A 21,992-nucleotide genomic window follows, 5' to 3' on the forward strand; every position below is an offset into this window, starting at 1 on the left:
CCCCCCCCCGGGTCGGGGCACTGCCCGGGGGCCATCCCCCCAATAAAAGGTGCCTGTTCCAACCCGGGCCCCCCCGCAAACGGGGGGGGGCCCCCGTAAATTTTTAAAATCCCGGCGCCCCCCACCGCTTTTACGCTTTTCAGGGATACTGCGCCGGGCGGGGAACGCCCGGCTCAGCACCTAACAGGTTGGTGCCTACAGGCCGCGAGTGTGCAGCTTGCGAGCAGCCTCAGCAATAGAGCCAGAGAGCGAGGGGTAGACCGTGAAAGTATCCGCCAGGTCATCCACCGCGAGCTTCTTCTCCACCGCCAGAGCAATGGGGTAAATCAGCTCGGAAGCACGCTGACCAACTACCACGCCGCCAATGACGGTGCCGGAGTGACGGCGAGCAAAAATCTTCACGAAGCCATCGCGCATCGCCATCATCTTCGCACGCGGGTTGGTACTCAACTGCAGGGTCACTGCATCGCCACGGTACGCGCCCTCAGCGATATCCTTCTCGCTCACACCCACGGTCGCAATCTCCGGGGAGGTGAAGATGTTCGCGGCCACCTTATCGGTACGCAACGGGCGCACCGCATCACCGAGAATGTGCGCCATAGCAATACGGCCCTGCATCGCAGCCACAGAAGCCAGCGGGTACACGCCCGTACAGTCACCAGCAGCGTAAATGCTGTTCACGCTCGTACGGGACACACCGTCCACCTTAATATGACCGCTCGGGGTCTGCTCAACACCGATATTTTCCAGACCCAAATCTTCAGTGTTCGGAATCGAACCAATAGCAACCAGACAGTGAGTGCCAGAAACCTTACGACCATCCGACAGAGTCACTATAACGCCGGAGCCATCCTCAGTACGCTCAACAGCTGCCGCACGGGAACGCGGCATCACTCGCACGCCGCGACGCTCAAAGACGTCTTCCAGCACGCGAGCTGCGTCCTCGTCTTCACCGGGGAGAACACGGTCACGTGAAGACACCAGGGTCACCTTAGAACCCAGACCGTTATACGCCGAAGCGAACTCCGCACCGGTCACACCCGAACCAATCACAATCAGCTCCTCGGGAACCTCGGAGAGGTTGTACAGCTGAGTCCAGGTCAGGATGCGCTCGCCGTCAGGCATACCGGTCGCCATTTCACGCGGATGCGTACCCACCGACAGCAGCACAAAGTCCGCCTGCAGGGGGTAGACCAGACCAGCTTCATCGGTCACCTGAACGGTGTGGCGGTCCAGGAGCTTACCGGTACCGTGAATAATCTTCACGCCCCCAGAAGCCAGAGCGCGCTTAATGTCGGCGGACTGCTGCTGGGCCAGGTCGCGGACACGGCGGTTCACGCGATCCATATCGACCTGAAGCTGCGGCGCCTTACCCTTCGTGTTCTCAATGCCCAGGCTACCCGCCTCGGAGAAGCGGGTCATCATATCTGCCGTAGCAATCAGGGTTTTAGAAGGCACAACGTCAGTCAGAACAGCGGAGCCACCAATGGCCTTACGCTCAATCAGAGTCACGTCCGCGTTGGATGCGGCAGCCACCATCGCTGCCTCGTAACCGCCGGGGCCACCACCAATAATTACAATTCGCTGAGATGCATAGTTCACCGTTGAAGTCATGCCTTAATTGTGAGCTATGCCGCCCCTACGGGGCAAACGCACTCGCCGTGCAGATATGCCACATTGTGGCAACCTGCACGGCGAGCATTCTCTTGGGGTGCCGGTTATACAGGGTGCCGGCTATACAGGGCGCCCCCCTGTTCTTCCAGCCTCTCCCCTATTCTTCTGACTTCTACTCCTCGAGAGCCTGCGGTTTCTCGGCATAAATCGAGTTGATGAACTTCTCAGCCCACTGCAGCATCGCACCGTCCACCAGGTCCTTACCACCAACCGGCATGGTCTTCGGGCGCGGAACAAGCGTCAGCCAGGTGTCCATACCCTTCGGCTGGGCGTGCGTGGAACCCGGGTACACGCGCTTCAGACGCATCTGGCGGGACTCCGGTAGCGACGTAGCGGTTACCACGCGAACCTTCGGGCCCAACACCACCAGCTCATGAATACCGGCGGCACGGGCGTGCATACGCACCGTCGCCACGGCAAGCAGGTTCTCTACCGCCTCCGGCAGCTCGCCGTAACGATCAACCAGTTCCTCGCGTGCCTCCGCGATCTTCTCTTCGGTATCGGCGGCAGCAATCTGACGATACGCCTGCAAGCGCAGACGCTCAGAATCAATGTAGGTGTGCGGAATATGCGCATTGACGGGCAGGTCAATCTTCGTTTCGACCTCGCGCTCTTCCTTCTCGCCGCGATAGTTTGCCACGGCCTCGCCGACCAGGCGCAGGTACAGGTCAAAACCGACACCGGCAATATGGCCGGATTGTTCGCCGCCGAGCAGGTTACCGGCACCGCGAATCTCCAGGTCCTTCATGGCGAGTTGCAGGCCCGCACCCAGCTCGTTATGGGTTGCCACAGCTTTCAGACGCTCGTGCGCAATCTCGCCGAGGGTCTTATCCACCGGGTACAGGAAGTAGGCGTAGGCGCGCTCGCGGCCACGACCTACGCGTCCACGCAGCTGGTGTAGCTGGCTCAAACCGTAGTTCTGGGCGTGGTCGACAATGAGGGTGTTCGCATTCGAAATATCCAGGCCGGTCTCCACGATGGTGGTGCACACCAGCACGTCAAAGCGGCGCTCCCAGAAGTCCACAATAATCTGCTCCAGGCGCGATTCACTCATGCGGCCGTGGGCGGTGGCGATGCGCGCCTCCGGCACGAGCTTGCCGATTTCGGCGGCAACATCGTCGATGTCAGCCACGCGGTTGTGCACGAAAAACACCTGTCCTTCACGCATGAGCTCACGGCGAATTGCGGCGGTAATCTGGCTATCGGTTCGCGGACCAACGAAGGTCAGCACGGGGTGGCGTTCTTCCGGTGCGGTGGCAAGGGTGGATGTCTCGCGAATACCGGTTAGCGACATTTCCAGGGTGCGTGGAATCGGGGTAGCACTCATGGCGAGCACGTCCACGTTGGTGCGCATCTGCTTGAGCTTTTCCTTGTGCTCCACACCAAAGCGCTGTTCCTCGTCAATGATGACCAGGCCCAGGTCCTTGAACACCACGCTGTCCGAGAGGATGCGGTGGGTACCAATCACCACATCCACCGTGCCGGAGGCGATTTCTTCTGTAATCTGGCGGGTTTCCTTCGCCTTCTGGAAGCGGGAGAGTACGCGAATCTTCACGGGGAATCCCGAGAAGCGCTCACTGAACGTCTCGTAGTGTTGCTGGGCGAGCAGGGTCGTGGGTACGAGCACCGCGACCTGTTTGCCGTCCTGCACCGCCTTGAATGCGGCACGTACGGCGACCTCGGTTTTGCCGAAGCCCACGTCGCCGGAGATGAGGCGGTCCATGGGGATTTCTCTCTCCATGTCCTCCTTTACCTCGTGGATGGCGGTGAGCTGGTCGGGAGTCTCGTTGTAGGGGAATGACTCTTCCAGCTCTCGCTGCCAGGGGGTATCTGTGGCGAAGGCGTGACCGCGCGATGCCTGGCGTGCCGAGTAGAGTTTCACCAGGTCGGCGGCGATTTCCTTGACTGCCTTGCGAGCGCGGGACTTGGTCTTAGCCCAGTCGCTACCACCCATCTTGGACAGGCTCGGGTTCTCGCCACCCACGTAGTTGGAGATCAGGTCCAGCTGATCGGAGGGCACGAAGAGACGGTCGGGCGCGCCACCGCGCTTAGCGGGGGCGTACTCGATGACCAGGTATTCCTTCATGGGCTGCACGCCGTTGACCGGGGATGCACCCGCAACAGGGCGGGAGGTCATTTCAACGAACCTGCCGATGCCGTGGCGTTCGTGCACCACATAGTCGCCGGGGTTCAGCGCGAGCGGGTCAACCGCGTTGCGGCGGCGGCGTGTCTTGAATTTCTGTCCAGCGGCGCCTCGGGGTGCGTAGGTGCCGCGGCGGCCGAGCAGTTCGGCTTCGGTGAAGACGGCGAGCTTCGCCTCCTCAACGAGGAAGCCTGCGGAGGCGGGTGCCTCGCAGACCTCGACGATGCCGTGTTCGAGCTTGCCCGCGGGGTCGGCTTCGAGGCTGGTTCGGCGGGCTGTGGGTACGGCGGGTGCTCCTTCGCCGGAGTGGAAGAGGTCAATGAGGCGATCTGTGGAGCCGCGGCCGTTGGTGAGGGCGAGAACGGTCCACTGTTGGCGGATGAGGTCGCCAACCTGGCTGAGCATGCGTTCGACGGAGCCATTGAATGCGGTTGCGGGGGTAGCGTTGACGGTGTAGGTGTCGATGCCGTCTTCGATGGCGTCGACAATGCTCTGATTCTGGAGTGCCCCGGCGGCGTCTTCGAGCAGGTCTGCGTCGGTGACGAGTTCGGTGATTTCCCACCAGCTGAGTTTGGCTTCGAGTGCCTGTGCGGTGGTTTGGTCGATGGTGCGGAATCCGCTGTCGCTCATGCGGAGCTGGCCGAGGTCGATGGGTGCTACTGCGTCGGCTTCTGCGGAGGTGTCCCATGCGGCGGCGAGGAATTCTTCGTTGGTGGCAACGAGGTCTTCGGCGCGGGCGCGCACGCGCTCGGGTTCGACGTTAATGATCATGGACCCTGCCGGCAGTAGTTCGGTGAGGGTGTTCATGGATTCGATGAGTAGCGGGGTAAGGGATTCCATGCCTTCGACGTAGATTCCGCCGGCAATCTTCTCAAGCATGGTTGCGGCTGCCGGGTAGTCGGCTTTCAGGCGTGCGGCGCGGCTCATGACTTCGGGGGTGATGAGCAGTTCGCGGCAGGGCAGCAGGGTGAGTTCGGTGAGCTCTTCTCCCCCGCTGAGGGTACGCTGGTCGGCGACGGAGAAGTGGCGCATTTCGTCGAGTTCGTCGCCGAAGAATTCGAGGCGGACGGGGGTGGTTGCGGTGGGCGGGAAGACGTCGATAATGCCGCCGCGTACGGCGTATTCGCCTCGCTTGGCAACCAGGTCTACGCGGGAGTATGCGGCGTCGTTGAGGCCTCGTACTACGTCTTTGAAGGGGTATTCTTCGCCGCGAACCAGATGTACGGGTTCGAGCTTTTCGATGCCGGTAACGATGGGCTGGATGACGGCACGCACCGGTGCGATAACGACTTGGGGGCGTTTAGTAGCTTCCCCGGTTATGGCGCGTAGTACCTGCAGGCGGCGGCCTACGGTGTCGGAGCGCGGTGAGAGGCGTTCGTGGGGCAGGGTTTCCCAGGCGGGGAAGAGCGCGATGTCGGCAGCGGGCAGGTAGGAGCGCAGGGTTGCAGCGAGGTCTTCTGCTTGGCGGTCGGTGGGGGCGATGATGAGGCTGAGCGCTTCGGGGGTGGTTGCACGTACGGCGGCGGAGATGTCGGCAATGAGCGCGGCGTGTGTTCCTCCGACGGCGCCGATGAGGGTGCGTGCGTTACGTTCAGCGGGCTTCGCGGAGGCAGCGGTGCGGATTGCGGCCCAGCTGCTGAGTTGGTTGAGGGTTTTCAGGAGGGGGTGCAGGGGCGCCTCGAGGGGCTGGGCGGTAGCTTTTCGGGTGGTGCTCACGGGTTCTCCTGAATCTGCTGTCCTCGGTTCCGGCGGTTTGGCTGGTGGAGGGTGTCAACGGGTGGTCGGTGTGAGGTGGTGTCGGGCGGGGTGCCTGGGTGTTTTATTTTGAGGAATTTTATGTGCACTTTTTGGTGATGTGCGCGGCTTTTCTATTGTAGGTCTACTCTGCTTTTTATGGCATTTTTCTTTCGTGGGCTTCTTTGGCTGTAGATATAGCTTTTTGCACTCGATTGTCGCTTTCATCTGCGATATATGAGTATGGTTTCTTCTGTGTCATTTTCTTGTGCCACAACACCGATTTTATGGGGCGCAAATCACACCCTCACCCGCGTCTTTGCACTTAGTGCATCATTATTTTCACAACTCAATCCTGTAGCCTAATCAATAACACTTACAGAAAAACCGCACCGTATCTTCCTTCCGGAATCTGAAATACCCTAAACACCAACCTTAAGGTTTTCAGTTTTTACGACGGCTTTTCTAGTGCAATAATTCGCTGTTTCTTTCGATGTTTCTTCCGGAACGTCGCATCAGAAAGACACAAAAGACAACCACATACACGAACAATCCCACTGAAAAGCCCTATGCCCATTCATGGTCTGCTAAGAAGTAGGCTGCTTTCGCACTCGCTTTTGGTACTGCTTTTACTGCGGCACCCCTTACTCCTACTACTCCCGCCTCGGCTGCTACCGGCACCCATGATGGTTCCAGCAGCGATAAGGCGGTTGCTTCCTGCTACAAGGTCAGCAGGTTAATCCTTCTGCCTCTTCTGGCACTTATTGGCTGTACACCCCGCAGATGAGCGGCCCGTCGATTAGTGCGGCGTGGGCATCGGCTCTGCTAATTCTGCTGTCAGTTGTGATCTTTGCGGTGGCGGGTGCCGCCTACGGCTACATGACCAATAGCAAGTACACTTCTAAGGCATCGCTGGTGGTTGATTCCGCCGGCACGGGTAGCGCTAACTCCGCGAAGGTGGATATTGCGACCGAGTCTCGCGTTACGTCCTCTCATGAGGTTGCGCAGAACGCCGCAAAGTCTCTGATTGCTAACCGCGATACCCTCTCTCTGAGGCTCAGCTGACCAGCCACCTGATGAGCTCCGTCAAGGTGACTGGCACCTCCCAGACTGCTGCGCTGGCTTACGGTCGTGACCGCACCGTGCGTCACGTTGGTTACGCTGACCGCCTGAAAGATGCTGGCATCCCGGTTCACGAGCTAGGCTCCTCTTCCGAGGCGAATGAAGCGTTCATGCTGCTGCGCACCATTGGTGCTCCCGATGGCGATGTGAAGAGCGCTGGCGCATCCGACATTGTCATTCTGCCCGGTACTGACCGCGGCATTGAGCACCTGCACCAGATGCTGCAGCGTATTCTGCCCACCAAGTACGCACGTTTCGCCGTTTACGCTTCGGTCTGTGACACTCTAATCCGCTACACTCCCGAGACACTGCCACAGTCACGCGACGCCGGCTGAGAAGAGCGAAACTCCTCTGGTGATTAGCCTGAGCGCCGCTACTCCCCTGTCGACCCAGCTGCGTTTCATTCAGGCTGGCGGCGTGGCTCTGGTTCCGGTGACTACGGCTACTTCTCTGCGTGGCAGAATTATGACCGCGTGTGAGTTAGCTTTAAGCAGCCCGATGTTGAATCTTCTCTCGCTGATGAGAAGACCTATTGGGCGTATTACCCGACCACTCGAAATATTAAGAACGCTATTCGTAATCTGTTCTTGGCATTTCGTATTTTCCCGAAGGAACGTCCGGATGCGGTTGTTTCTGCTGGTGCAGGTGTTGCTGTTCCTGTCTTTGTTGTAGCTAAACTCTTTGGCGTAAAGACTCTTTATATTGAGTGTTATGACCGCCCGACTCTGCCGACAATGACCGGCAAGATGTTGTACACCTTTGCTGATCAAATTATTGTTCAGAGCGAGGAACAGCAGAAGAATTTCCCTGATTCTTGTGTGATTCATCCCATTTTCTAAGAGTAATGAATTTATCCTGAAAATAGCGTCCTCGCGTGTGCTGAGGGCGTTATTTTCAGGGTATAGCATTTATTAAACATACAGATACGCATAATTCGTGCGCTCCAGTGTTGACTCACCATCCAAGCGAACTAACCACTCGCCAGAGAAGCGTATGCGGAGATTTCTGCCGCACAGCTGAGCGAGGAACTGCAGGATCTGCTCACTGGCAAGACCCACCGTAAGGATTCCTTCTGGGGTCGCCTGAAGCAGGTTGCTCGCTCACACCGTGTGGGTAAGGCTGAGATGGCTCGCATCGATGCGATGGCTCCCAGCGCCTAAAAGTTTTAGCTTTCTAAACCCCGCATCCTTAGTGATGCGATGCGGGAGCCGCCCGAAGGTGTTTCCCTCATTTTTAGACCGGCATGCGAATCCTCCAACCGCCCTGTGAGAGGCTGTGAATGTTTTCCCTTGTTCACGGCATATTCTCAGGTGGATTCGCGTCTTTACATTGGTTGCGAAACCCCGCACACCGTATCCTTAGAAGGGATAATGCGCGGGGTTTTCGCGCACTACGAAAGGAACAATTATGGCAGTTCAGGAATCGACCGTTATCAACGCAAACGTTGAGCAGGTTATCGAGGCATTCTCCAGCGAGGACTTCGCACGCTTCGTCTGCTCCGAGGTTGGCGTTGAGTTCGGTAGCTTCTCCGTTTCCGGTGACACCTCCGCTGAGTTCACCGCAACCACCGAACGTACCGTGCCCGCTGAGCGCATGCCGGACATCGCTCGTAAGTTCGTCAGCAACGGCGTTGCTATGACCCAGGTGGACACCGTAAGCGCACCGGCTGCTGACGGCTCCCGCACCGTTTCTACCGAGGTCAAGGTCAACGGCATTCCCGTGTCCGCTCAGGCTACTCAGAAGCTGACCCCCGAGGGTGAGCAGACCCGCCTGGACGTCAACGGTGAAGTCTCCTGCTCCATCCCGCTGGTGGGCAAGAAGATTGCAGCCGCTGCTGAGCCTCAGGTTGGCCGTGTGCTGAAGGTTCTGGGCACCTCCGCTGAGAAGTGGCTGGCACAGCGCTAAAGCTTATGAGACGCTCACCTTTAAGGTGTAGCTGATATACCGCCAATATACAGAGGGTCCCCGTCGCAAGTAATTACGGCGGGGATCTTTTGTGTCTTTATGAGTCTCTATTGAGCTCTAGCACCCCTATGAGGGCGTAGGAACCTTAGGAGGCGACGATCGCCTCGGAATATTCGCGTTCGCCAAGCAGTTCGGCGAAACGGCGCATCTCTAAGCGCAGGTCGTGCTCTGCTTCGAGCAGGTCAACGACCTTGCGCAGCTTGGTGCTGAAGGTGTGCTCGGTGTAGGGGAAGTAGCGTACTTCCACTCCGACCTCTGGGAAGCGTGCTTCCAGGGCGTTACCCTTGTCGGTGCCCTTCCAGTCGTCGCCCTTGAAGAAGACGTTGAAGGGCTTCTGCTTCCAGGTTTCGAGCTTGTCGGGGGTATTTTCGACGTGTACTTCGTCCACGTAGTCGATGTGGCTGACGATGGCGGCACACTCTTTGATGGAAATGACGGGGAGGCGGCCCTTGGCCACTTCCAGAACGCCATCGTGTACGACGCCTGCAATGAGGTAGTCGCAGTTTTCCTTAGCCTTGCGGAGAATCTCGAGGTGGCCGTAGTGGAAAAGGTCGTAGGCGCCTGGGGCATAGCCAATAATCATGGGGCTTCCTTGTGGTTGGTAGCGGTGATGGGTATTCCGGTGTGGTTGAAGTACCAGAGGGTGAGAAATATATCCGCGGTCTAGGGTGAGAGCCTAAGAATAAGTAAAGAATGTGCAATATTGAGAAAATATTTTCCACTACTGTCCTATTTCTTCTCGCTGTCACCTCAGAGTGGGCGGGTCCGAAAAGAGTTTCTCGAGGGTGCTGGTTGGGCACCCTTTGTCCTTTTATTTTACTATTCACTTTTTAGAGAAAAAGGAAAAGATATAAATATGAGGCGGATACAGTCTAGTATCCACCTCATATTTTCATCATATTGTTTTAAATCAAATAAATCTTATGTCAAGAAAGAGTAGGGAGTAGATTATCGGACTGAGTCACGTTCGGTACTCACCGCTAAAAGTCCATCGAAAAACATTAAACTTACATGCAATATATTGTCGACGGCTCCATTCGATATTTTCGATTGGCATTCAAATATTGGCTACTGACCGAACATTCCAATCTACCCGCTCAGTAAAGAATTAGTTCTTCACGGCTGCTTCCTTAGTAGCTTCCTCAACCGCAACCCATGAAAGCATCGCACACTTCACGCGCGCCATGAACTTCGAAACGCCGGAGAAAGCCGCCATATCGCCATACTCCTCTTCGTCCAGGGTCACCTTACCGCGCGAGCGCAGCATCTCACGGAACGCGTCCACGTAGCTCTGCAGCTCGGAGATGGTCATTCCGGGAGCCATTTCAGAGAGCACGGAGGCGGCAGCCATGGAGATGGAGCAGCCGTCGCCTTCCCAGGAGACCGACTCAATGGTCTTCTCGCCATCCTTCAGCTCGTCAGAGAGCACCACGCGCAGGTTGATTTCGTCGCCGCAGGTGGGGTTGTACTGGTGGTTATCGGCGCTTGCATGGCCGGCGGGTACCTCTACGAGGTGCTCGCCGCTGCGCTGCTTAGAATGCTCCAGAATAATTTCCTGGTACAGGGATTCAAGAGACACGGTGATCTTCTTCCGTCAGTTGGTATGTCTGAAAAATTGGGGCGTTAGTTTCTAACGCGTCTGTGTTAAAAGCCGAAGTAGGGGCGCACCTCGGCGAGTGCCTTCAGGAAAGCGTCCACATCTTCGGTGGTGTTGTAGATGTAGGTGGAGGCGCGGGTCGAGGCGGTCACACCGGCGCAGCGGTGCAGCGGCTGGGCGCAGTGGTGACCCACGCGCACGGCGATGCCCTGGGTGTCGAGCAGCTGACCCACATCGTGCGGGTGTACGCCCTCGATAGCGAGGGCGACCAGGCTGGCACGCTTGGTGGGGTCGGTGGGGCCGAGCAGCCGCACACCGTCGATCTTCTGAACTCCCTCAACCAGGCGGGTGCCCAGTTCGTGTTCCCACGCCTCAACGTTCTCCATGCCCAAGTGCTGCAGGTAGCGCACAGCCGCAGCGAAGGCGACCGCCTGCGAGACGCGCTGGGTACCTGCCTCAAACTTGATGGGGGCGGGCATATACTCGGCGTCCTGCAGACCCACGCGGGTAATCATGGAGCCACCGGTCAGGAAGGGCGGCAAAGCTTTGAGCAGTTCGGCACGACCGTAGAGGGCACCGATACCGGTGGGCGCCAGCATCTTGTGACCAGAGAAGGCCGCGAAGTCGACATCCAGGGCGTGGAAGTCTACGGGCATGTGCGGTACGGACTGGCAGGCATCCAGCACGACGAGCGCGCCGTGCTTGCGCGCCATAGCGACCATGTGGGGCACATCGGTAATCGCGCCGGTCACGTTCGAGACGTGGGTAAACGCCACGATGCGGGTCTTCTCGTTGATGATGCCCTCGGCTGCCGCGTAGTCGAGCTGACCGTCCTCGGTGGAGGGGATATGGCGCAGAGTTGCGCCGGTACGCTGAGCAAGGATCTGCCAGGGAATGAGGTTCGCGTGATGCTCAATCTCCGTGGTGACGATTTCATCGCCGGGCTTGAGTGCGAAACGCTCGGCGGCGGGACCACCGATGCCCTGGGAGGCATTGCCGATGGAGTAGGCAACCAGGTTCAGCGCCTCGGTGGCGTTGGAGGTCCACACGATTTCTTCGTCAGTGGCACCGACGAAGTTCGCAACGGTGATACGCGCATCCTCAAACAGGTCGGTTGCTTCGACCGCGAGGGTGTGGGCCCCGCGGTGTACGGCGGAGTTAGCGTGCAGGTAGAAGTCGCGTTCTGCGTCGAGAACCTGAAGGGGTTTCTGACTGGTCGCCCCCGAATCCAGGTAGACCAAGGGATGCCCGTTCACCTCAGTGTTGAGGATCGGGAAGTCCTGGCGAAGCTGGCGCACAATCTCGTCACTCAGCGGGGTGTTGGCGGGGGTGGAATATTCAGCCACGGGTACCTTCTTCTCTCGCTCATACGCTCCACGGGTCGGGTATTTTCCCGTCGTGGAGCGTATAACGTCATTCTTTTCTAGCTTATTCCCTCACCGAGCTCTTGCATAGTTAGGTAGAGCCTAGTTCACGCATCGGCCCGCATCATGCCTTACCCCAGTTCAGCGTTTACCCGGCACAGCTCATAGGGCTAGGAGCCTGCTCCGTGGTAGCGCTGCTGGGTTGCCAGCAGGCCTTCCTTCACGAGCATCATGGTTGCATCCGCTGCGTTTGAGATGAGGAAGGGCAGGTCCTTCGCTTCGATGCTGCTGAAGGGCTTGAGCACGAAGTCTGCGGTGTCCATGCGTCCGGGAGGACGACCGATGCCGGTGCGCACACGGTAGTAGTCCTTAGTGCCCAGTGCCTTAGTGATATCGCGCAGACCGTTATGGCCGCCCTCTCCCCCACCGATCTTGACCTTAATGGTGTCAAAGGGGATATCGAGTTCGTCATGCACAACGATGATGTGGTCGGGGTCGATGCCGTAGAACTTGGCGATGGCACTGACCGGGCCGCCGGAGGTGTTCATGTAACCGAGGGACTTCATGAGGATGACCTTGGGCCCGCCAAAGCCGAGGCGCCCCTCCACCACAACCGCGGAGGCCTTGGAATGCTTCTTGAAGCTGCCGCCAACTTCCTTGGCGAGCTCTTCCAGAACCATCTGACCAATATTGTGGCGGGTTTTAGCGTAGTTGGGGCCGGGGTTTCCTAGACCCACGATGAGCCAGGTATCAGACATCTCTTCGTGTACCTTTCTGAGTTCGGAAGGGGCTGCTCCCGCTTCTTGTCTGCGGGGTATGCAAACGGCCCGCACCCCGTATGAGGATGCGAGCCGTTCCCAGCCCGGCTTATGCCGGTCTATAAGCGTTGAAATCCGCTACTTACGCAACGAACACCAGGTCGATGTGCTGCAGTTCGGGGCGGATGGGGTGGCGCTGGATGTCCTGAACGCGAGCCTTGATGGTCTCACCCTCAACCTCGATAACCAGCACTGCATCTGCGTTACGAACTGCCAGGGTGGTCTCGTGACCGGGCAGGGTCAGGTGCTTGGGCTCTGCACCGTTGCCGTAAACAACAGCGGGGATGTTGCCTGCAACGCGTGCACGGCGTGCGTAGCCCTTACCGAAGTCAACGCGGGGCTCTGCAACAATCTTGAATTCAGCCATGGGATTCTCCATTTCTGTAGTCTATACATAACGCGCCAAGAGAAACGGCGCGGATGAAGAATCCGTACGCCACCTCGTCGATAACGGCTACCGTATTTTACGGTTGCCCTCGCCTTGGCCAAGACAATATTGTACAGGTTCCCGGCTCTTCTTCAAGGGCCGGGAACCTGTGATATGGCGCTTTTCACGCCTTTTATGCTGAATAGCATCAGCACGAGTGCTGAGAGGGTGGCGGATGTCCGCTCCTCTCGCAACGGTACTAATCCTTAGAGTACGAACCTTGGAACGCTGATTTTAGGAGGCGTTCTCGTTCAGAATCGATACAAGGTGGTCGATCCTTCGAGCAAGTACCTGGGAATACAAATTCTCAGCCATAAATCTACGAGCCCGCACTGAGGCAGCTGCCAATTCCCCAGGAGCGCGAAGAATCCCATCAATCTTTTGAGCCAGTTGCTGAACATCGCCCTGAGGAACAGACCAAGCCATTTTTTGAGAGACCAGAAAGTCTAGCGTTTCATTCGAGAATCCAATAATGGGAACTCCCTGCCCAAGGGTTTCATAATATGTCATCGAGGGGTCACCCTGCAGATGAGGCATAACCATCAAATCAATATTCTCTTGAACAAAAGGCTCCCATTCATCCTTATAGGACATGAAACCTTTATACACAATATTAGGGGCTCCCTTTTTAAGAATTTCCTGCCTATCCGGCCCATCTCCAATGAGATAGAAAACAATTTCAGGATTTAGGTTATATACAGCCCATGATATATCAGCTATATACTTTGAGCCCTTCAACGGCGACATACTTCCTGAAAATGCAATTGATTTCAAGGATTTATTGAAATCCTTCTTTTTAGCAACATTGTCAACTCGATGATCAAAATACAAGAATGAGTTCTTGGAAAGGTTGCCATATGATTCAAATACCGCAGGACCATTACACTGAATGCCCGCGGATTTACGCATCATTTTTCGGGTCACAAGCTCCCCCTTCCAGAGACCAAGATATGCCCGAAGAGTGTCCATCACTCCAATCTTTCCGTTTCGCGATGATTCAGCGCGGAAGATAGCGTAACGAATCCGTCGCGTAACTTCGGCAACATACACAACTTTACAAGGCATGGACAGGAAACGCTCTGCACCCTTTTTACCAAGAACTAGGGCAACAACGTTACCCTTGGCATTCTGCAGATACTTATCTGCAGATTCCTTTCTGAAGTTAATATCACCCTTCGAGAACCTCCTACAGGTCGAAGGATTTAGGTATTTTTGAAAATCAATAACGCCCCCTTCAGTAACCACAGTAAACTTTACCTCAGGATAGTTTTTTTCAAGAAAATCCTTATACGCTTTATATCCTAAGAAGCTACGTTCATAGATATAAAAACCATCAGAATCTTCAAAAGCATTTCCGGGATCAACAAAAACAATCTCACCCAGACTATCAACAGCCATAGTCTCCTCCGCTATGAATGAATACAGTTGTACAGGTGTTAGATTACATTAAATCAACGATTTATGTATACCTGAATAAATCTATATTCGTACACTTTCGTACACTCTATTACTAATACCTCTTCAAATTTAGAGTTAATCGTTTACCGATTTTACAAATCATAACTAATACTCTCGAATTTGAGGGGCTAATCAGTGAACACTCTGTATTTACTGCTTCAGATAGCTCTCCAATGCGGCGCGGTGATCGCGCGGGGTGAAGCCTGCAGCAATCAGCTTGGACAGGTCCATTGCCGAGTTCGTCGGACGGTGAGCGAAGAGCTCAGCGTTGGCGAAGTATTCCTCGGTGGTGGTGTCGCTAACTCGTGCCGGGTCATGGCCGGTACCTTCGTACACTGCACGAGCAAACTGTGCCCAGTTGATGACTTCACCGGTGTTCGACACGTTGTAAGTGCCGTACTCCGCGCCGGAGAAGAGCAGGTGCAGGGCAGCAGCAGCCAGGTCTTGGGTGAAGGTCGGGCGGCCCCACTGGTCGGCGACCACGGACGGATCAATGCCACGCTCAGCCAGGGATGCCATGGTACCCACAAAGTTCTTGCCGGCGCCAACAACCCAGCTGGTGCGCAGGGTGTAGTGCTTACGCCATGCGGCAGCGGCAACCTCACCGGCAGCCTTGGAAGCGCCGTAGACGCTCAGCGGTGCCAAGGGGTAATCCTCCGGATATTCTTCACCCAGAGGCAGGGAACCGTCAAAGACGTAGTCGGTGGATACGTGAACCAGCGGCAGGTTAGCTTCTTCACAGATGGAGGCAAGAGCGCTCACGCCCAGAGCGTTAGCTGCCCAGGCGTCGCGGCGACCCTCGGGGGTTTCTGCCTGATCCACTGCGGTGTACGCTGCAGCGTTGATGACCGCGCGGAAGGAGCGCCAGCGGAATGCGTCGCGCCATTGCTCGGGCTTGCCCAGGTCGAGGCGGTTGCGATCCACAGCAAGGAAGGGTACGTTCTGCTCGGTGAGCTGGCGAACCAGCTCGGTGCCGAGCTGACCGCTAGCGCCAATAATCAGAATCGGGTCGGCTTCCAGGGGCTTGATCTCGTTCAGACGCGGGTGGTTACGGTCCTTCTCGGAGAGCTCTACCTTGGCCAGATCGATAGGCCAGTCGATTGCGACGGTCTCATCGGCAAGGTTCAGGAAGCTATAGCCGGATACTGCATCCGCCGACCAGTGGTCGTTCACCAGGTAGGTGTAGGCGGTGTTCTCTTCCAGGGTCTGGAAGGAGTTACCCACGCCGCGGGGCACGAAGATTGCGGTGTCCGGACCCAGCTCCACGGTGACAACCTTACCGAAGGATTCGCCGGCACGCAGGTCAACCCAGGCGCCGAAGATACGGCCGGTCGCAACAGAAACGTACTTATCCCACGGCTCGGCGTGAATACCACGGGTGGTACCTACCGAAGCGTTGAACGAAATGTTGTTCTGCACCGGGTTGAAGTCGGGCAGACCGGCTGCAACCATCTTCTCGCGCTGCCAGTTTTCCTTGAACCAGCCGCGGTTATCGCCGTGAACCGGCAGGTCAATAATGAGCAGGCCGGGAATCTCGGTTTCAGTAACCTTCAATTCCTTAGTCATTACTGGCCAGCCTTTGCGTACTTCGCCTCAACCTCAGCCTTCAGGGGCTCCCACCAGCCGCGGTTGTCGGTGTACCACTTAATGGTGTCGGCAAGACCGGATTCGAAGTCGGTGAACTTCGGCTCCCAGCCGAGCTCTGCACGCAGGCGGCTACCGTCGATTGCGTAGCGCAGGTCGTGACCGGGGCGGTCAACCACATGCTCGAAGTCGTTCTCGTCCTTGCCCATCAGTCGCAGGATGGTGCGCAGAACGGTGATGTTGTTCTCTTCACCATCTGCACCGATGAGGTAGGTTTCACCAATCTTGCCCTGCTCCAGGATGCGTAGCACAGCAGAAGAGTGGTCGGATGCGTGAATCCAGTCACGAACGTTCAGGCCCTCGCCGTACAGCTTCGGGGTCAGACCCGAGAGGATGTTAGTGATCTGGCGGGGAATGAACTTCTCGATGTGCTGGTAGGGGCCGTAGTTGTTGGAGCAGTTAGAGATGGTTGCTTCAATACCGAAGGAGCGGACCCATGCGCGCACGAGCAGGTCGGATCCTGCCTTAGTGGAGGAGTAAGGGGAAGAGGGGTTGTAGGGAGTGGTTTCGGTAAACTTTGCCGGATCGTCCAGCTCAAGGTCACCGAAGACCTCGTCGGTGGAGATATGGTGGTAGCGAGTGCCGTGCTTACGGACTGCTTCCAGGAGGCTGAAAGTACCGATGAGGTTAGTGTGGATGAACGGTTCGGGGTTGGACAGGGAGTTGTCGTTGTGAGATTCCGCAGCATAGTGAACGATAGCGTCTGCCTTACCGACCAGTTCGTCAGCCAGCTCGCGGTCGGCGATGTCGCCTACGACGATCTTGAAGCGGGATTCAGGAAGACCTTCCAAAGACGCAGCATTTGCGGCGTAGGTCATTTTATCCAGCACGGTAATAGTGTGATCAGTGTTATCGATGAGGTGGTGAACAAAGTTCGAACCAATAAAACCGGCACCGCCGGTAACAAGAATGTGAGCCATACGGTAGATTTTACCTGGCTAAACAGTGATTTTTATGCCTCAGCAAAGAGATAAACATGACACAATAAGAAGTTATGAAGGGAATTATTCTTGCCGGCGGTACCGGAAGCCGTTTGCACCCTATCACTCAGGGTATTAGTAAGCAGCTCACTCCGGTGTATGACAAGCCGATGATTTACTACCCGCTGTCCACTCTCATGCTGGCGGGTATCCGCGATATTCTGATTATTACCACTCCTACCGATCAGGAGCAATTCCAGCGACTGCTCGGTGACGGTTCCCGTTTCGGTATTAATCTCGAATACAAGGTGCAGCCTTCCCCGGACGGTCTGGCACAGGCATTTATTCTGGGTGCCGACTTTATTGGTAATGACCCTGTAGCACTCGTGCTCGGTGACAACATCTTCTACGGCCCCGGTCTGGGCACTCAGCTTGCCACCTACGAGCAGAAGGACGGCGCGACCGTATTCGCTTACCAGGTTGCTGATCCTCGCGCTTACGGTGTGGTGGAGTTCGACGAGAATCTCAACGCGCTATCTATTGAAGAGAAGCCCGAGAATCCCAAGAGTGACTACGCTATTCCGGGCCTGTACTTCTACGACTCGAAGGTTGTAGAGTATGCACGTCAGATTAAGCCTTCCCCTCGTGGTGAGTTGGAAATCACTGACCTCAACCGTGTCTACCTGGAACAGGGTAAACTGAAGGTTGAGGTTCTGCCTCGCGGTACCGCGTGGCTCGATACCGGAACCTTTGATTCACTCGCTGATGCCACTAACTTCATCCGTACTGTTCAGAGCCGTCAGGGTCTGTCAGTTGGTTGCCCGGAGGAAATTGCGTGGCGCCACGGTTGGCTCTCCAATGAGCAGTTGCGCGACATCGCTACCCCCCTCGTCAAGAGCGGTTACGGTAGCTACCTGCTCGGATTGCTCCGCTAATAAACACCGGGGGATTTTCATATCCCTTCACCGCCTGCAACAACACTCCACGTTGCAGGTACACTAACTCAAACTTTCTGGAGTATTCTCACTACCATGACCATTTTGGAATTTTTCCGCACCACGAGGGCTAACCTCTGGCTGCTGATCATTGGCATCGTTGTCGGTGCCGTAGCGGGCTTCGGCTATGCCTCTCTCCAGCCGAAGGTCTACGCTGCATCGTCCTCGGGCTACGTGACCGTGGGCGAGTCCGGTACGGTGGATGTTCTCTCGGGCTCCACAGCCGCTAAGGAGCGTGCTCGCTCCTACGCAGCTATCGTCTCCTCTGAGGCCGTGGCACAGAAGATTAAGCAGAACAACCCCGAACTGTCCCTGACCACCGGTCAAATTCGCGGTAGCCTCACCGCAGCCGCAGGTGAAAACGCTGCGCTGATTACCGTGAGTGCTAAGGCTTCTTCCCCGAAGAACGCACAGCTACTCGCTAACGGTGCTTTGCAGGCTACTGCCGACTACATCAAGGAGATTGAGCAGAACTCCGGTAACGCTCAGGCTCTGGTAAATGGCGACAGTACTGCTGCTTCTCCCGCTGGCGGCAACACCGTTCGTGTGATTCCTCTGAACAACGCAAGCGTTAACCCGCCGCTGGTAGCTCCGAATTACCAGCAGAACACCCTTATCGGCGCTGGTACCGGTTTGGTTCTGGTCTACGCCGCAATATTCCTGCGCCGTGCATTGGACCAGCGCATCCGTACCCGTGACGACGCGACCAAAGCAACTGGAGCAAGCGTCCTCGGTGTTCTGCCCGTCAGTGACGACCTGAACGAAGACAACATCGTTAAGGGTGACACCGACGACCACATCGCCCAGGAGTCCATCCGCCAGCTGCGCACCAACCTGCGCTTCGTGAACGTTGACACTCCTCCGCGTTCGTTCATCGTCACCTCCGCAGTGCCTGGTGAAGGTAAGTCGACCGTGTCGCTGTCGCTGGCTCGCGCAATGGCTGATGCGGGTTCGCCCGTCATCCTCATTGACGCCGATCTGCGCCGCCCGACCGTGGCTAAGAAGCTGAAGCTCGACGCTAAGGTCGGTCTGACCCAGGTTCTGGCTGGTCAGGTTGAGATTGCTAACGCCGTCCACCAGTTAGACGAATCTAACCTCTTTGTCCTACCTGCGGGCCGTATCCCCCCAAACCCCTCCGAACTTCTGGGCTCGGATAAGATGCGCCAGCTAATTAACGAGCTCTCCGAAGAGTTCATCGTGGTCGTCGACGTTCCGCCGCTGCTGCCCGTGACCGACGCTTCGCTGCTCTCCCGCTCCGTGGATGGCGTGATTCTCGTTGGTTCTATCGGCCGAAGCCACCGTGAGCAGATGACTGAAGCTTCCAACATCCTGAAGAAGGTCAATGCGAACCTCCTCGGTATGGTTCTGAACCAAGCACCCCGTAAGGGTCTGGGTAACTCCTACTACGGCTTCGGTTACGCAAGCGCCTACGTTGGTTATGCAACCTACTACGGTGACGGCAAGGAAGGCGACAAGAAGTCGTCAAAGAAGTCCTCGACCAAGAAGTAAGTAACAACGTAATAAGCGCCCTAAACCATAGGGAGCGACTTAGGGCGGGATGGGCAGTATTTTCTGCCCGTCCCGCCTTATACTTATCTGGTATACATGTGCACCGAAAGGCTATTGTGACCACTCACTCACCCAATACCCCGGAGCCGCAGACTACTCCGCTCGCGGCACGGATTCGGCTTGCGCACGCCTACTTCCAGCGTATTGCCGACATGCACTCCATCGATATTCTGCATGTCAAAGGCTACGCTTTCTCCCAGGAAATTTACCGCAAAGGTAGGTACAGCTCCGACGCTGACTTGCTTGTCCGGCCCTCTCACGTGGACCGTTTTGTAGAGATTCTTCTGGCAGATGGATGGCGTATTCAAGCACACTTCGAGACAGGCTCTGTGTTCGAGCACGCGATGACGCTCTACCACGCTTCATGGGGCCTGACTGATATCCATCGTTTCTTCCCCGGTCTAGGACGCCACGGCGATTATGAGAAGGCGTTTAAGCGCGTCTGGGCGGCGCGCAAGACCCGTATGATTGCTCACCGTCCCTGCACTATCCCCAGCGATTTGGATGCGCGTCTTCTCGTGGTGCTTCACCGCGCCCGCGCGGCATCACGATACAGCGCAGATATCAACTATCTGGTCTCTCTGCTCTCCTATAGCGATTGGCAGCGCCTACGAGCCCGCGCCGAGGAGCTTGACTCGTCCCTGGCATATAGTGCGGCCATGGGCGGTCTGGAGCAGTACCGTAACGACCGCGACTACCTACTGTGGCTGTCAGTCTCCCAGGATGTGCCCCACTACATCCAGTGGATGGGACGCCTGCAGTCGGCGACCACCCTGCACGATAAGCTACGCACCCTCAAAAATATTTTCTTTGTCAATAAGGACCATTTGGCGATGCAACTTGGACGCGCCCCCACGAAGGCTGAAATACGTGCCAAGTTCTTTGAACGCTTCGGAATCAAGGTGAACAAATGAGCAATCCAGTAGATTCCCGTCAGACCGTATACGGCATCCCCGAGAATATCGCGTACGTTCATTCTGAAGAGTTCGCTAAGTACTCCCCCACGGCAACTTATCTCGCGAATCTTGCCAACGGTGAGCTGTCTGTTCTTCAGGATTCAGCCTCCATTATTTGGAGTATTTTTGAGGACCCGATGCCGTTGCAGGACGCTATCGACGTGCTCTGCGAAATGTATGAACAGCCAATAGAGACTATGGGACCGCAGATTGAGGGTTTTATTCCTGAACTGCTCTCCAAGGGGCTCCTAGAGGCCCGCTAGGCTTCCCAGAAGACACAAAGAAGGGGGGGGGTAGAACTTATAGTTCTACCCCCCCGCCTTCTTCTATGAGCAGTCTAGCTCTTTTAGTCTTCGGGCAAAGCCTGCACGTACATCTTCAGACGGCTGATGAAACGAGCCTCCGAAAAACTGTCAACGTGCTCACGGATGTAGTCGGCATTCCAGTCGTCCGGGTTGAAAGCCTTAAGAGCTTCCACCAGCTGCTCCACGGTCGGCTGGTTGATGAACATACCGGTCTTACCTTCCTGAATGGTATCCAGGAAGCCGCCCGCACGGTAGGCAATCACGGCCTTGCCGCTAGCACCCGCTTCCAGCGGAGTAATACCGAAGTCCTCATAAGAGATAGCCAGCAGTGCCAGGCAGTGACGGTACGCGTAACGAAGCTGCGCGTCCGAAACACCCGAAGCAATACGAACGGTCGGGCCCGCAAGCGCTTCCAGGCGTTCCTTCTCCGGACCGCGGCCAATCACCAGTAGCTTCTTACCCAACTCATTGCAGGCTTCAACAGCCTTATCAACATTCTTGTAGGGCAGCAGGCGAGAAACAATCAGGAAATAATCGTCCGATTCGGTGAACTCTTCCAGACCCGGAATAGGCTCAACCGGTGCGGTGGTGTCTACCGAGTGCGGCGGGAAGAAAATCGGAACATCCTTCTTGCCGTACACCCGCTCAATGCGCTTCTTAATCACGCTCGCGTTCGCCACGTACACCGCCGAGCGGTGAGCCGCCCAGTGATCCCACAGCATCAGACCGGGACGCAGGGTCTTCAGCAGCAGAGGTACGGGGCCGGTGCTCTTCTCACCCAAGTACTGATCGCTCAGGTACAGCCAACGCGCCGGCGAATGGCAGTAGATGAACTTACGGCCGGCGAAGTTGAAGCCGTGCGCCCAACCGGTCGTCGACACCACAGCACGCTCAGCCGGCACCTTCAAGAAAGAAGAAGCAAACGGCAGAATCGGTAGCGCCATGCGGTGGTTACGACGCAGATAACCAATCTTGTTCAAAGGACTCGTGATAATCTTCGCGTCCTTGAACTCGGGAAAAGTGCCCTCCGGGTCGTACAGAGTCGTGTAAATCGGTGCTTCCGGGAACGCACGGTGCATTGCCAGGACAACACGCTCCGCACCGCCGCGCTGAGTCAGGTAGTCGTGGGCAATCGCAATCTCTTCAGTAGCCTCAGGCTTAACCAGCGGCACGTAACGGCGCGCCAGGCGGCCAAGCTTCTTGAGGGTCTTCGGGATATCCGCGAGCACCGCGTCGGGGTTCTTCAGCCCGGTAAACGGAACGGAGGTCAAGAGCTGAGTGAGTGACATTTTCTTTTCCTC

General features: G+C 56.6%; 19 protein-coding genes. 8 read left to right on the forward strand and 11 right to left on the reverse strand.

Annotated elements, in window-relative coordinates; all coding sequences use genetic code 11:
• Nucleotides 1-195: 195 nt before the first annotated feature.
• A complete protein-coding gene (locus tag NML54_RS07490; protein ID WP_254757141.1) occupies nt 196-1,614 on the reverse strand; it encodes an NAD(P)H-quinone dehydrogenase in 1,419 nt (472 codons plus the stop codon).
• Nucleotides 1,615-1,786: 172 nt separating this feature from the next.
• Entirely contained in the window at nt 1,787-5,533 is a 3,747-nt protein-coding gene (gene mfd, locus NML54_RS07495) for a transcription-repair coupling factor (protein WP_254757143.1), read from the reverse strand.
• Between the two features lie 801 nt (nt 5,534-6,334).
• Here mfd and NML54_RS07500 point away from each other — a divergent pair.
• The 4 genes from NML54_RS07500 to NML54_RS07515 all read left to right on the forward strand — a co-directional run bounded on the left by NML54_RS07500 (nt 6,335) and on the right by NML54_RS07515 (nt 8,578).
• Nucleotides 6,335-6,616 carry a Wzz/FepE/Etk N-terminal domain-containing protein gene (locus NML54_RS07500; RefSeq protein WP_254757145.1) on the forward strand — a complete coding sequence of 94 codons (282 nt, stop codon included), beginning with the start codon at nt 6,335-6,337 and terminating at the stop codon, nt 6,614-6,616.
• Between the two features lie 11 nt (nt 6,617-6,627).
• On the forward strand, nt 6,628-7,008 hold the full coding sequence (locus tag NML54_RS07505; protein WP_254757147.1) for a hypothetical protein: 381 nt from the start codon (nt 6,628-6,630) through the stop codon (nt 7,006-7,008).
• A 225-nt stretch (nt 7,009-7,233) separates the two neighbouring features.
• On the forward strand, nt 7,234-7,512 hold the full coding sequence (locus NML54_RS07510) for a hypothetical protein (protein WP_371925802.1): 279 nt from the start codon (nt 7,234-7,236) through the stop codon (nt 7,510-7,512).
• A 568-nt stretch (nt 7,513-8,080) separates the two neighbouring features.
• Nucleotides 8,081-8,578, forward strand: coding sequence for a DUF2505 domain-containing protein (locus NML54_RS07515; RefSeq protein WP_254757151.1), 498 nt, complete (start codon nt 8,081-8,083; stop codon nt 8,576-8,578).
• Between the two features lie 145 nt (nt 8,579-8,723).
• On the opposite strand, the gene NML54_RS07520 is transcribed toward NML54_RS07515, so the two are convergent.
• The 8 genes from NML54_RS07520 to rfbB form a co-directional block, all read right to left on the reverse strand.
• Nucleotides 8,724-9,221 carry an FAD synthase family protein gene (locus NML54_RS07520; protein WP_254757153.1) on the reverse strand — a complete coding sequence of 166 codons (498 nt, stop codon included), beginning with the start codon at nt 9,219-9,221 and terminating at the stop codon, nt 8,724-8,726.
• A gap of 525 nt (nt 9,222-9,746) precedes the next feature.
• Nucleotides 9,747-10,217, reverse strand: a complete 471-nt coding sequence (gene sufU / locus NML54_RS07525; protein ID WP_254757155.1) for a Fe-S cluster assembly sulfur transfer protein SufU — start codon at nt 10,215-10,217, stop codon at nt 9,747-9,749.
• A gap of 65 nt (nt 10,218-10,282) precedes the next feature.
• The gene (locus NML54_RS07530) at nt 10,283-11,581 is read right to left on the reverse strand and encodes an aminotransferase class V-fold PLP-dependent enzyme (protein WP_254757157.1); all 1,299 of its coding nucleotides are present in this window, start codon (nt 11,579-11,581) and stop codon (nt 10,283-10,285) included.
• A gap of 188 nt (nt 11,582-11,769) precedes the next feature.
• The gene (gene pth / locus NML54_RS07535; RefSeq protein ID WP_254757158.1) at nt 11,770-12,357 is read right to left on the reverse strand and encodes an aminoacyl-tRNA hydrolase; all 588 of its coding nucleotides are present in this window, start codon (nt 12,355-12,357) and stop codon (nt 11,770-11,772) included.
• Between the two features lie 142 nt (nt 12,358-12,499).
• Nucleotides 12,500-12,784, reverse strand: coding sequence for a 50S ribosomal protein L25 (locus tag NML54_RS07540; RefSeq protein ID WP_254757160.1), 285 nt, complete (start codon nt 12,782-12,784; stop codon nt 12,500-12,502).
• 294 nt (nt 12,785-13,078) lie between these two features.
• The gene (locus NML54_RS07545; protein WP_254757162.1) at nt 13,079-14,242 is read right to left on the reverse strand and encodes a glycosyltransferase; all 1,164 of its coding nucleotides are present in this window, start codon (nt 14,240-14,242) and stop codon (nt 13,079-13,081) included.
• A 210-nt stretch (nt 14,243-14,452) separates the two neighbouring features.
• Nucleotides 14,453-15,868, reverse strand: coding sequence for a dTDP-4-dehydrorhamnose reductase (gene rfbD, locus NML54_RS07550; protein WP_254757164.1), 1,416 nt, complete (start codon nt 15,866-15,868; stop codon nt 14,453-14,455).
• A complete protein-coding gene (gene rfbB / locus NML54_RS07555; RefSeq protein ID WP_254757166.1) occupies nt 15,868-16,866 on the reverse strand; it encodes a dTDP-glucose 4,6-dehydratase in 999 nt (332 codons plus the stop codon). Before rfbB ends, rfbD begins: the two co-directional genes overlap by 1 nt.
• A 74-nt stretch (nt 16,867-16,940) precedes the next feature.
• On the opposite strand from rfbB, the gene rfbA reads away from it, so the two are divergent.
• From rfbA to NML54_RS07575, 4 genes are all read left to right on the forward strand, one after another.
• Nucleotides 16,941-17,801, forward strand: coding sequence for a glucose-1-phosphate thymidylyltransferase RfbA (gene rfbA, locus NML54_RS07560; protein WP_254757168.1), 861 nt, complete (start codon nt 16,941-16,943; stop codon nt 17,799-17,801).
• Between the two features lie 96 nt (nt 17,802-17,897).
• Nucleotides 17,898-19,370, forward strand: coding sequence for a tyrosine-protein kinase domain-containing protein (locus NML54_RS07565; RefSeq protein WP_254757170.1), 1,473 nt, complete (start codon nt 17,898-17,900; stop codon nt 19,368-19,370).
• 116 nt (nt 19,371-19,486) lie between these two features.
• Nucleotides 19,487-20,344: a nucleotidyltransferase family protein gene (locus NML54_RS07570; RefSeq protein ID WP_254757172.1), complete on the forward strand. Its 858-nt coding sequence runs from the start codon at nt 19,487-19,489 to the stop codon at nt 20,342-20,344.
• Entirely contained in the window at nt 20,341-20,649 is a 309-nt protein-coding gene (locus NML54_RS07575) for a PqqD family protein (protein ID WP_070676147.1), read from the forward strand. Before NML54_RS07570 ends, NML54_RS07575 begins: the two co-directional genes overlap by 4 nt.
• Nucleotides 20,650-20,732: 83 nt before the next feature.
• On the opposite strand, the gene NML54_RS07580 is transcribed toward NML54_RS07575, so the two are convergent.
• Nucleotides 20,733-21,980, reverse strand: coding sequence for a glycosyltransferase (locus tag NML54_RS07580; protein ID WP_254757174.1), 1,248 nt, complete (start codon nt 21,978-21,980; stop codon nt 20,733-20,735).
• Nucleotides 21,981-21,992: the final 12 nt, after the last annotated feature.

This window comes from Rothia gullae (assembly GCF_024294905.1).
Taxonomy (GTDB): Bacteria; Actinomycetota; Actinomycetes; order Actinomycetales; family Micrococcaceae; genus Rothia.